Origin of the sequence: Chelatococcus sp. HY11 (genome assembly GCF_018398335.1) — a bacterium.
Lineage (GTDB): Bacteria > Pseudomonadota > Alphaproteobacteria > Rhizobiales > Beijerinckiaceae > Chelatococcus.
On the sequence record NZ_JAHBRX010000001.1, the window covers coordinates 661533 to 673071 of the forward strand.

At 63.9% G+C, this 11539-nt stretch carries 9 protein-coding genes; 5 read left to right on the forward strand and 4 right to left on the reverse strand.

Annotation, left to right across the window (positions count from 1 at the left end):
- Window positions 1–134 precede the first annotated feature (134 nt).
- Both KIO74_RS03295 and KIO74_RS03300 read left to right on the forward strand, forming a co-directional pair.
- On the forward strand, window positions 135–1019 hold the full coding sequence (locus tag KIO74_RS03295; RefSeq protein WP_213330484.1) for a glycosyltransferase family 2 protein: 885 nt from the start codon (window positions 135–137) through the stop codon (window positions 1017–1019).
- A gap of 117 nt (window positions 1020–1136) precedes the next feature.
- The gene (locus KIO74_RS03300; RefSeq protein ID WP_213330486.1) at window positions 1137–2249 is read left to right on the forward strand and encodes an acyltransferase family protein; all 1113 of its coding nucleotides are present in this window, start codon (window positions 1137–1139) and stop codon (window positions 2247–2249) included.
- Here KIO74_RS03300 and KIO74_RS03305 read toward each other — a convergent pair.
- Window positions 2206–2841 (reverse strand): CatB-related O-acetyltransferase, encoded by a 636-nt coding sequence (locus KIO74_RS03305; protein WP_249730840.1) that lies wholly within the window; start codon window positions 2839–2841, stop codon window positions 2206–2208. The genes KIO74_RS03300 and KIO74_RS03305 overlap by 44 nt on opposite strands.
- A gap of 126 nt (window positions 2842–2967) precedes the next feature.
- Between KIO74_RS03305 and KIO74_RS03310 the strand changes: the two genes are divergently transcribed.
- Window positions 2968–5274 (forward strand): NADP-dependent malic enzyme, encoded by a 2307-nt coding sequence (locus KIO74_RS03310; RefSeq protein WP_283772109.1) that lies wholly within the window; start codon window positions 2968–2970, stop codon window positions 5272–5274.
- A gap of 85 nt (window positions 5275–5359) precedes the next feature.
- Here KIO74_RS03310 and KIO74_RS03315 read toward each other — a convergent pair whose 3' ends face one another.
- The 3 genes from KIO74_RS03315 to erpA all read right to left on the reverse strand — a co-directional run bounded on the left by KIO74_RS03315 (window position 5360) and on the right by erpA (window position 8086).
- Entirely contained in the window at window positions 5360–5626 is a 267-nt protein-coding gene (locus KIO74_RS03315) for a hypothetical protein (RefSeq protein WP_213330490.1), read from the reverse strand.
- Window positions 5627–5827: 201 nt separating this feature from the next.
- On the reverse strand, window positions 5828–7606 hold the full coding sequence (locus KIO74_RS03320) for an aq_1923 C-terminal domain (protein ID WP_213330492.1): 1779 nt from the start codon (window positions 7604–7606) through the stop codon (window positions 5828–5830).
- Window positions 7607–7759: 153 nt separating this feature from the next.
- Window positions 7760–8086, reverse strand: a complete 327-nt coding sequence (gene erpA / locus KIO74_RS03325) for an iron-sulfur cluster insertion protein ErpA (protein WP_213334010.1) — start codon at window positions 8084–8086, stop codon at window positions 7760–7762.
- Between the two features lie 213 nt (window positions 8087–8299).
- Between erpA and KIO74_RS03330 the strand changes: the two genes are divergently transcribed.
- Window positions 8300–9508 carry a deoxyguanosinetriphosphate triphosphohydrolase gene (locus KIO74_RS03330; RefSeq protein WP_213330494.1) on the forward strand — a complete coding sequence of 403 codons (1209 nt, stop codon included), beginning with the start codon at window positions 8300–8302 and terminating at the stop codon, window positions 9506–9508.
- Window positions 9509–9680: 172 nt separating this feature from the next.
- Complete coding sequence (argS, locus tag KIO74_RS03335) at window positions 9681–11441, forward strand: arginine--tRNA ligase (RefSeq protein WP_213330496.1); 1761 nt, start codon at window positions 9681–9683, stop codon at window positions 11439–11441.
- The last annotated feature ends 98 nt before the right edge of the window (window positions 11442–11539 follow it).

Below are 11539 nucleotides of genomic sequence, written 5' to 3' on the forward strand. Positions count from 1 at the left end.
GCGAGACGGCTCCCCATCCCCTCCGCTTGGTGGAGTTCACTCCCCCGAGGGGGAGGGATCGGCGGCGTTTGCGCGCAGCGGCCACGGGGACATCGCTGGCCCCTGTGTCGATGCCGGCCTGCCGGGACCGATAGATGCCAGCCGCCTCCGTCACCGCCGTCGTCGTCGCCTATGACAGCGCCCATGCTTTGCCGGATTGTCTCGGCGCCTTGGCGCGGGAGGGGGTGCCGGCAATCGTGATCGACAATGCGAGCACCGACGGCTCGGCTGAGGTGGCGGCGCGCCTTTGCGCTGAGGTCATCCGCAATCCCGTCAATGAAGGCTATGGCCGGGCGAACAATCGCGGCGTCGCCGCGGCGAAGATGCCCTTCGTGCTGATCATCAACCCGGACGTGATTCTCGACGAGGGAGCCGTCGCGGCGCTTCTCGACGCTGCGGAGCGCTATCCCGACGCCGGTCTTCTCGCGCCTGTCCTGGTCGAGCCGGACGGGCGTCATTTCTTCCAGCCGCGTTCGCTGCTGGCGCCTTATCTTCACAATCCCGCGGGAACGGAGCGGCTGCCCGAGGGCGATTGTTGCGCGCCCTTTCTCTCCGGGGCGATCTTTCTCATGCGACGCGACCTGTTCCTCGGGCTTGGCGGCTTCGATCCGCGCATCTTCCTGTTCTACGAAGATGACGACCTCTGCCGCCGGGTCGCGGACGCTGGCCATTCGCTCATCCATGTGGCGGGTGCGACGGCCCGCCACGGGCGTGGGCGTTCCAGCGCGCCGGCGCCGGGACGGATCTTTCGCGGCCGCTGGCATCAGGCATGGTCGCGCGCCTATGTCAGCCGTAAGTACGGCCTGCCGAACCCCGCTCCGGCGATGGCCTTCAGGAACGCGCTGAAATGGCTGGGAGCCGCGTTGATCTTCAATCGTGGCCGGATGGCGCGCTACGGCGGGTCGGCGGCTGGCGCCATCGCCGCCTTGCGCGGAATGGACGCGCTGGCTTATCAAGGAATTCCGAGCAAGGAGGAGTAGGCACGTCCTTGAGCTGACTTGGCGCGCATTCCCGGACGATCCGGTGAGCAGCCAGGGTGAGAGGGCGACCGATGATCCTTCGGGCGATACCAGCATCACCAGGTGATAGCAGCCGCAATGACCTCGACAACCGCAACGTCCTCCGCCCGGCCCGGGCTTCTGGCCGAGCTGCCGACCCTGGCGGACTGCATTGCGCGCCCTTACGACAATTTCTCCGTGCTGCGGCTCATCCTGGCGCTCGCCGTGGTGGTGTCCCATGCCTTCAGCGTCTCGACCGGCGGCCATGAGCCTTTTCACCTCTCCACGGGTTTCAGCCTGGGCGAATACGCGGTCAACGGCTTTTTCACGATCTCCGGCTTCCTCGTGACCATGAGCTTCGCGCGGCGCGGCTGGCGCGACTACATCGTCGCGCGCATGCTGAGGATCGCGCCGGCCTTCATCGTCGCGACGCTGGCCATGGCGGCCTTCGGCTCGCTCATCACCACCCTGAGCTTCGCCGATTATTGGCGGGATCCGCAGGTCAGCCGCTTCATCGTCGCGACGCTCACCACTTTCAAGAGCGCCGGAATTCTTCCGGGCGTCTTCGCGGACAATCCCCTGCGTTATCCGCTCGGAACGGTCTGGACGCTGAAATACGAGGTGCTGTGCTATCTCGGCGTGCTCGTCTTCGGCGTAACCGTCGGCCTGAGCCGCCGGGGCTTCGCGCTCGCTATCGTCGCCGGCCTCGGTGTCGCGATCGTTGTTCTGGACGCCCTCCATCCGGAAGCGGGGAAGGCTGTGCAGACATCCCTCAGGCTGCCGTTCCTGTTCGGCCTGGGCGCGGTATTCTATCTCTATCGGGACGAAATACGGATTACGTCATGGCTCGTCGTCCTGCTCGTGGGCGCGACGTGGCTCGCGCAGGACACGGCCTTCTACAAGGCGTTGAATTTCACGACGGGCGCCTACGGCATCATCTGGCTGGCGGTCGCGCCCGGCCTGTCATCGCGGGCGTTCGACCTGAAGACCGACCTGTCCTACGGCGTCTATCTGCTCGGCTGGCCGGTGCAGCAGACCCTGCAGGCCTTCTCGCCGCAGATGCCGATCGAGGCGATGCTGCCCATCGCGATGGGCCTGTCGCTCCTTGTCGCGCTGGTCTCCTGGCATCTCGTGGAAAAGCCGGCGCTTGGGCTGAAGGCCCGCATCCTCAACCACGCGCGACGACGGGACGCTCTCTCCGCCGCGCCGTGACGGCCGCGATGAGGGCGGCGATGTCGCCGCTCTGGAGAAGCGGAATGAGGGCCGCGACGTCGTCGCGTGGCAGTTCCCACCAGGCGCAAGCGACGAGCGCGGCGATCGTGGCGTCGTCGAACCGTTTGCGCATGACGCGTGCCGGCACGCCCGCGACCACGGCATAGGGCGGAACGTCGCGGCTGACGACGGCGCGGGCGGCGATGATGGCCCCCGGCCCGATCGCCACGCCGGGCAGGATGAGAGCGCCTGAGCCGATCCACACATCATGGCCGATCACCACGTCTCCCGTGGGGCCTTGATGATCGAGCCCGCCGGGGGCTTCCGGCCATTGCCCGGGAAAGGCGGAAAAGGGGTAGGTGCTCACGAAATCGGCGCGGTGATTGCCGCCGAGCATGATCTCCACCTGGTCGGCGATGGAGCAATAGGAGCCGATCGTCAGCCTGGCGCCCCAGTCGGCGAAGCGCACTTTCGGCCGGCCATAGGAATAAGGCCCGATGGACGCACCATGTTTGCGGACAAGCTTTTCAAGGTGAAGGCGGGTCTCGTTATGCGGATTTCGTTTCATCCCCAGACGCTGAAAAAGCCGCATCGCCCCTCTCATCCCGTTGCTTTGCTCCCAGCGCATTCCTGCGACGCCAAATCGACATTGACGCCATCGTACCTTAGCGCGCACAAGGCTTGTCGAACTGAAGCGGAAGGACGGGAGCGCGCGGCGATGGCTGATGAAATGTCGAATGATCTGAAAGCCGGAGCGCTTTACTACCATCGTTTTCCCCGGCCCGGAAAGCTCGAGATTCAGCCCACCAAGCCGCTCGGCAACCAGCGGGATCTGGCCCACGCCTATTCACCCGGTGTCGCGGCCGCCTGCGAGGCGATCGTCGCTGATCCCGCCGAAGCTTCGCAGCTCACCTCGCGCCAGAACCTCGTCGCGGTCATTTCCAACGGCACGGCGGTGCTCGGCCTCGGCAATATCGGGCCGCTGGCCTCGAAGCCGGTCATGGAGGGCAAGGCGGTCCTCTTCAAGAAATTCGCCGGAATCGATGTCTTCGATATCGAGGTGGCGGAAAACGACGCGGCGCGGCTCGTCGATGTGGTGGCGGCGCTGGAGCCGACCTTCGGTGGCATCAACCTCGAGGACATCAAGGCGCCGGAATGCTTCGAGGTCGAGGAGAACCTGAAGGCCCGCATGGGGATCCCGGTCTTCCACGACGACCAGCACGGCACGGCGATCATCGTCGGCGCCGCCGTGAGCAATGCGCTCGAGCTCGCGGGCAAGTCGCTCGCCGACGTCAAGATCGTGACCTCAGGCGCCGGCGCGGCCGCGCTTGCCTGCCTCAATCTTCTCGTCACGCTCGGCGCGCGGCGCGAGAACATCTGGGTCACCGATATCGAAGGCGTCGTCTATGAAGGGCGTGAAGCCCTGATGGATCGCTGGAAGAGCGTTTATGCCCAGAATACGGAGGCGCGAACGCTCGCGGAGGTCATTCCGGGTGCCGATGTGTTTCTCGGCCTTTCCGCCGGGGGCGTGCTCAAGGCGGACATGGTCAAGACCATGGCGGACAAACCCTTGATCCTGGCACTCGCCAATCCCTATCCCGAGATCATGCCCGATGCCGCGATTGCAGCGCGCCCGGATGCCATGATCTGCACCGGCCGGTCGGATTTCCCGAATCAGGTCAACAACGTCCTCTGCTTTCCCTACATCTTCCGCGGAGCGCTCGATGTGGAAGCCTCGACGATCAACGAGGCGATGAAGGCAGCGGCGGTCAAGGCCATCGCGGCGCTTGCCCGCGAGGCGCCGTCCGATGTCGTGGCGCGCGCTTACGGCGGTGATATCAGCGGCTTTGGGCCGACTTCGCTGATTCCCAACCCCTTCGATCCCAGGCTTATCCTGCGTATTGCCCCGGCCGTCGCCCGCGCCGCCATGGAATCAGGCGTGGCCCGCAAGCCGATTACCGACATGGCGGCTTATACCGAGTCTCTGTCGCGTTTCGTGTTCCGTTCCGGTTTCATCATGAAGCCGGTGTTTGCCTTGGCCCGCAAGGAACCGAAGCGCGTGATCTACGCGGAGGGCGAGGACGAACGCGTGTTGCGGGCGGCGCAGGCGGTGCTGGAGGACGGTATCGCCCAACCTGTCCTCATCGGCCGTCCGGCGGTCGTCGAGACGCGCCTGAAACGCTTCGGCCTGTCCATCCAGGCGGGGCGGGACTTCGAGCTCATCAACCCGGAAGACGACCCCCGGTATCGCGATTATGTGGCTACCTATCTCGACGTGGCCGGCCGCAAGGGCATCACGCCGGATATCGCGCGAACGCTGGTGCGCACCAGCACCACCGTCATCGCCGCGCTGGCGCTGGCCCGTGGCGAGGCGGACGCCATGCTGTGCGGGCTGGAGGGGCGCTTCTCCTCCCGTATCAAGCATATCGAGGATATTATCGGCCTTGCGCCCGGCGTGCGTGCCCTGTCGGCGATGAGCTTGATCATCACCTCGAAGGGGCACTACTTCCTCGCCGATACCCACGTCCGTGATGACCCGACTGCCGACGAGATCGCCGAGATGACGGTCATGTGCGCGGAGCACGTGCGCCGGTTCGGCATCGAGCCGCAGATCGCCCTGCTCGCCGATTCGGATTTCGGTTCGGCCGATACCGGCAGCGCGGTGAAGATGCGCGAGGCTTTGGCGCTCATCCGCGAGCGCGCGCCCGCGCTGGAGGTGGATGGCGAGATGCAGGCAGATTCGGCTCTTTCGCAAGTCATCCGCGAAAAGGTGCTGCCGACGTCCCGGCTGAAGGGCGCGGCGAATGTGCTGATCATGCCGAATCTCGATTCGGCGAACATCGCCTACCAGCTCACCAAGATCCTCGCGGATGCCCTGCCGGTCGGGCCTATCATTCTCGGGCCGGCAAAACCGGCCCATATCCTGACGCCGTCGGTCACGACACGCGGCATCGTCAACATGACGGCCGTCGCGGTCGTGGAAGCGCAGGCCGGCAGCGGCGAAAGCGCTGGCACCAAGGTTTGAACCGTGCGTTCAGCGCATTGATGGCTGGCTAAGCAAGGGCGGTGTGGCGCTGTTATTCGGCGTTCACCGCCCTTATCTTCGCAGTCTACGACGTGTGATGCCGGCGCATCGTCGGGTGGGTCTGCGGAGCCGGCGCGGCATGCTGCTGCTGCATCTGCTCCTCATTCAAAAGCCGCTGATAGGCTTTCACGTTTTCCTGAGCGTCACGAATGCCGGCGAGATTGTGATCCTGCTGCATTCGGGCGGTGTCTTGCTGTTGGAATATGAAGAGATCGGGGTCAGTGGCAAAAGCAGGTCCTGCACTGAGGGCTAAGCCAATGCCTGCATACAACGCAATAAGACGAGGCTTCATGGTTCCATGTCCTGATCACTCCAGCCCCGTTCCCTTTATACTGCGAGCCACTGCGCAAAGACTGCGACAAGTGCGCCTGAGCACTCTCTCGGTCTTCACAAGTTGAAGATCGGGAGAGCCTTCCGGACGGAAACGCGAAAAAGCCCGGATCGCGGAGCGATCCGGGCCGTCACACCCAGTACGGCCTAGGCCTGGAATGCGTTACTTCGCCTCGGCGCTCAGATCGATCTGCTCGAGGATCGCGGCGGGCTGGCCGCCGGTCGCGCCATAGTCGGCGAGGCCGAAGCCGGCGGGGTCCTTCGCCGCCGCCCTCACGGCGATCTGGCCCGGCTTGGCGATGAAGCGCGCGACGGCGGCGCCGAGCGCCTTGCTCTCCGCGCTGCCGCCGAGGAAGCTCGGCACGCCGACGGTGGCGATCATCCCGTATTCGGTCTTGAGCGCGTCCGGCGACTTGTTCTGCTTTGCCGCCTCTTCCGCCAGCAGCTTGTCCGCGAGGCCCGCATTGTCCACCGTGACGGCGAGGTTCTTCACGGTCAGCGCCATGCCGGCCGCATTGCGGACAGCCTCTTCCGAGGACAGCAGCTCAGGCGTGACATTGCCGACCACTCCGCTGATGGTCGCCCTGCCCATATCCTTGCCGCCAAAGGAAAATTCGTTGATCACGAGCTCCTTGCCGGACTCGTTGAGCTTGCCTTCAATAGCGAAGGACAGGGACAGGTCCTTGTAGCCCATGGCGGTCAGGCGCTTGGCGAAATCGTTGTCCGCGTCGGGGGGGATAGCTAAGGCGATGTCGTTGACGGCGAAGCGCATGCCGCCCTGGGTCGGATAGGCCGCGTTGGCCTGTTGCGGTGCCGGGTTGGTACCCAAACCCACCGTGAAATCGCCGACGTTGAATTTGAAGGGATCGGGGTCCGTTACCTCAACCGTGATAGCTCTGGCCGTCATTGCCCCGGACACGATACTCTCGAACATCGCCATGGCTTCGCCGATGATCTGGAACGAGCTCTTATCCTTGTTGGCATCGTCCATAGGCAGTTTTTGCAGGGTCTCCACAAGAGACAGCAACGGCTTCTTGCCGAGCCGCGCGACGAAGCCATCGCCAAAGATTTCCGCGATGTTGATCTTGGTGCCGTTGGCCTCCGTCATGGCCATATCCACCATCTTGAACGGACCATAGACCTGTACCGGAGGGTTGGCGCCAGTGCCCGCGCCCTCCGTATAGAGCCGCGTCAGGAAGGCGAAATCGATGTCCGCGACGCTGAAGGCGCCATAGGTGCCGGTCGTCGTGCCATCCTGCGTGGCGGCTTTCGCGGGTGCGTCGCTGCCGCTGTTGCCCTGCGGCGCTGCGCCGGGCGTTGGCTTGGGCGCTTCAGTGCGCACGGTGGTGCTGTAGCTGCCGCCGTCGGCGGTGAGTATCGCCGCGCGGCCATTGATGATATCGCGCGCGACCAGATTCACATAGTTGCCGGTCGATCGGGTCGTTACTTCGCCAAAGGTCAGGTTCTGTTCGAACTTCAGTTCGGGAATGGTGAGGCTGGATGCCGAGAGCTTCGTTAGCCGGTTGGCCAGCGTGTCCGACGCATTGGCGGCGAACAGGGCCTCTATACCGGCGCGATCGAGGTTCGAGCCCACAACTGTCATGCGCGGAATAATGTAGCGGAAAGGTCCGAAAGTGAGCGTGACATTCTCAAGCGTGACATCCTCGGCCGCCAGTGCGGGCGTGATCAGCGCGGGGCCGCCGGTGGCGCTGACGCGGCCGATGGTGATCGTCGCGTTTGCACCGGCCAGATACAGATCCCGCAGGACTATCCGTCCATCGATCGGATTGGCTTCGACCCTGCCGATGCTGGCGCCGGCCCGCGTGGCGGCGGCGGTGAGGCTCCGCTCGGTCGTGACTTTCGCGCCGAAGGCGCCGACGCCCGCCAGAGCGGCCAATGAGACTGCAGACAGCAAGACGGCTTTCGAGCGCGGCCGGGCCATGGTCGTTTTCCTCAAGATCCGTGGGAGGGGTGGTTCCTGCCCCAATCTACCGTAGTGCATGGAGCACCGCGCGGAAATAACCGTATGACGGTCGTCTTCGCCACGAATGGGCTCCACAGGGACTTCACATCCAGCTATTGGGCAGATGCGCTTTTATAGCGAGAATGACGTCCCGCAACCGCAGGATGCGGTCGCATGCGGATTTTCGATCTTGAACGACTGGCCGATCAGATCGTCAACGAAATCGATCACCGCGCCGTCCATGTATTGCAGTGACACGGAATCGACGAGAACCGTCGCGCCGTCGCGCTCGACGACGAGATCGTCGTCGCCGCGTTCGTGGTCCACATCAAAGACATACTGGAAGCCCGAACAGCCGCCACCATTGACGCTGATCCGCAGCATCGCCCCGGCTTGCTCTCCGGAAAGGACTTCCTGGATGCGCGTCACGGCCCGGTCCGTGAGGGAAATCGGCGTCATGCTCATGTCACCCATGCTGCTCATCGCGTCGTCACACTCTGACGCTTATATCTTAAGGCGTGGCAAGGGCCTTTGGCAAAAAGCGCTAGCCGACTAAACCGGCGTCGACACCGACACCCTTTACGCCAATAGCCCCTTGGCAAAAGCCTCTTGGCAAAGCGTCCGCCCCATAGATAAGTGCGGGGCGAAGGACGTTCAACGGTGGAGTGAGACGTGCGGCCCAATGGCGAGCGTTGGCGAGCGCCCTATGCCTGCGACCCCGGGGCGAGCCGTGGCAGGCTCCATCCGGAAGGAGATTCGCCGACGCGCAGCCCCTTCCAGCGCGATCGCGACCGTATCGTTCATTCCACGGCCTTCCGGCGGTTGAAGCACAAGACCCAGGTGTTCGTGTACCATGAGGGCGACCACTACCGGACGCGCCTGACCCACACCATCGAGGTCAGCCAGATCGCCCGCGCCCTTGCCCGCGCGCTCGGCCTCGATGAGGATCTGGCGGAGGCTCTCGCCCTCTCGCATGATCTTGGCCACACCCCGTTCGGCCATACGGGGGAGGATGCGCTGGACGCCGAGATGCTGGGGCAGGGCGGTTTCGATCACAACGCGCAGGCCCTGCGAATCGTTACAAGGCTGGAGCGTCGCTATGCGGCCTACGACGGGCTCAACCTGACCTGGGAGACGCTGGAGGGGCTGGTGAAGCACAACGGCCCGCTGGTGGATGCCGCGGGACGGGGGATCGGCGCCTATCGGGAGCACGGCGTGCCCGGCGCCATTCTCGACTATTGCGGCTTGCAGGATCTGGAGCTCGCGAGTTTCGCCAGCGCCGAAGCTCAATGCGCGGCGATCGCTGACGACATCGCCTATGACGCGCATGACATCGACGACGGATTGCGGGCCGAACTGTTTGACCTCACCGATCTCGCCGGCGTCCCGTTCCTGCGCGACATACTCACCGAGATCGATCGCGCCTATCCCGGGCTTGAACGTAGCCGGGTGATCCACGAGCTCGTGCGCCGCATCATCACGCGCTTCGTCGAGGACGTCATCGCCGAGAGCTGCCGTCGCCTCGCGTCACTCGCCCCGGCGGATGCCGACGCCATTCGCGCCGCCGACGATGCCGTGGTCGCCTTCTCAGCCGGCATGGCCGAAGCTGAGGCTGGCATCAAGGGCTTCCTCTATCCGCATATGTATCGCCACCCGACTGTGATGGCGGTGCGCCGCCAGGCGGATGGCGTCGTTCGCGACCTCTTCCGACGCTTCGTCGCGGAGCCTCAGCTGATGCCGGCGGAGTGGTGCGCGGACCTTCGCGGCGCCGACGACAGCCGCCTGATGAGGCGCGTGGCGGACTATATCGCCGGCATGACCGACCGCTACGCCCTGGAGGAACATCGGCGCTTGTTTGACGCAACACCTGATTTGCGCTAGTGGAACCGATCTGACGATGTGTCATGTCTCTCAGATTGGCACGTAAATTCAATTGGTTATAGCCAATCGTTCAATCAGTGTCTGCGCGATTGCCTGGCCTTGGCCGCGTTCGAGGCAGCCGTGGTCTGATTGATCTCCGGTTCTCGGCGGCAAAGCTTCCATGGACATCCCCATGAATATCTTCGACCTGTATCAGCGCCATTTGTCTGCCATCATCGAGGATCTGGTCGCTTCAGGGCGTCTGGCCGGGGGGCTCGACCTGTCGCGTGTCGTGGTCGAACCGCCGCGCGACGCCTCCATGGGGGATCTCGCCACGAATGCCGCGATGGTGCTCGCCAAGGACGCCAAGACCAATCCGCGCGCTCTCGCGGAACTCCTCAGCGAGGCGCTCAAGGCGGTGCCAGGGGTTGCCGGCGTCGCGGTGGCCGGGCCGGGCTTCATCAATCTCACGCTGGAGCCGGGTGTCTATCACGATGTGATGCGCGCCGTGCTGGCCGATGGTGCTGACTTTGGCCGTGGGACCACGGGCCCGGCGGCGCCGGTCAATGTCGAGTATGTGTCGGCTAATCCGACCGGGCCCATGCATGTGGGCCATGGCCGTGGGGCCGTTTTCGGCGATGCGCTGGCCAATGTGCTCGCATTCGCTGGCCGCCAGGTCACCCGTGAGTATTACATCAACGACGCCGGTGGGCAGATCGACGTCCTCGCCCGGTCCGCATACCTGCGCTATCGCGAGGCGCTTGGTCAGGATATCGGTGAAATTCCCGAGGGGCTCTACCCCGGTGACTATCTGAAGCCGGTAGGCGCGGAGCTCGCGGCGCGCTTTGGCGACGCGCTCCTGTCCAAGCCCGAGGCCGAATCGTTGCCTGTCGTGCGGGATATCGCCATCGAAGGCATGATGGCCATGATCCGCGATGACCTCGCGGCCCTCGGCATCCATCACGATGTTTTCTTCTCGGAACGCACTTTACATGGAGCCAACGGCGGGGCCATCAAGGCGGCCATCGATGAGCTGACGCAGCGCGGTTTTGTCTATCGCGGTCGCGTTCCGCCGCCCAAGGGGCAGCTGCCCGAGGATTGGGAGGATCGCGAGCAGCTTCTGTTTCGGGCGACGGATGTCGGCGACGACATCGATCGTCCGTTGATGAAATCCAATGGCAGCTACACCTATTTCGCGGCTGACGTTGCCTATCTCGAGAACAAGCACGCACGCGGCTTCCGCGAGCTGATCTATGTGCTTGGCGCCGACCATGGCGGCTATGTCAAGCGCCTGCAGGCCGTTGGCCGCGCCATCGGCGGAACGGAGACGGAGGTCATCGTGCTGCTCTGCCAGCTCGTCCGTCTCCTGCGCGATGGCGAGCCTGTGAAGATGTCGAAGCGCTCGGGCGATTTCGTCACGCTGCGCGAGGTGATCGATGAAGTCGGCCGCGACGCGGTGCGCTTCATGATGCTTTTCCGCAAGAATGATGCGACGCTTGATTTCGATCTCGCCAAGGTGGTCGAACAGTCTAAGGACAACCCGGTTTTCTATGTGCAGTACGCCCACGCGCGCTGCGCATCGGTCTTCCGGCAGGCCGCGGAAGCGCTCTCGGGCGTGTCCATGGCCGGCGAGGCCCTTGCATCCGCTGACTTTTCTCGATTGAATGATGATTCGGAAGTCGAGATTTTGCGTCGCTTGGCCCAGTATCCCCGAGTCGTGCAGGCGTCGGCTGCGTCACATGAGCCGCACCGGGTAGCGTTCTTCCTGTATGAACTGGCAAGTGCGTTTCATAGTTTATGGAATAGAGGCAAAGACTCGCCCCAATTACGATTTATTAATGCTGACGATCGAGATTTGACCACTGCAAGGCTGGGTCTAGTCCTAGCTGTCAGGTCCGTCCTTGCATCTGGTCTTGCAATTCTTGGGGTTGCGGCACCAGACGAGATGCGCTAACCGCGGCTTTTATTATGCGCGACATAATGTCGCTGAATCGCTGGCAAAGGTCGTAGGCGGCGTGCGAGTATTGGACAGGGGTAGCTCCTTCGGCTGCG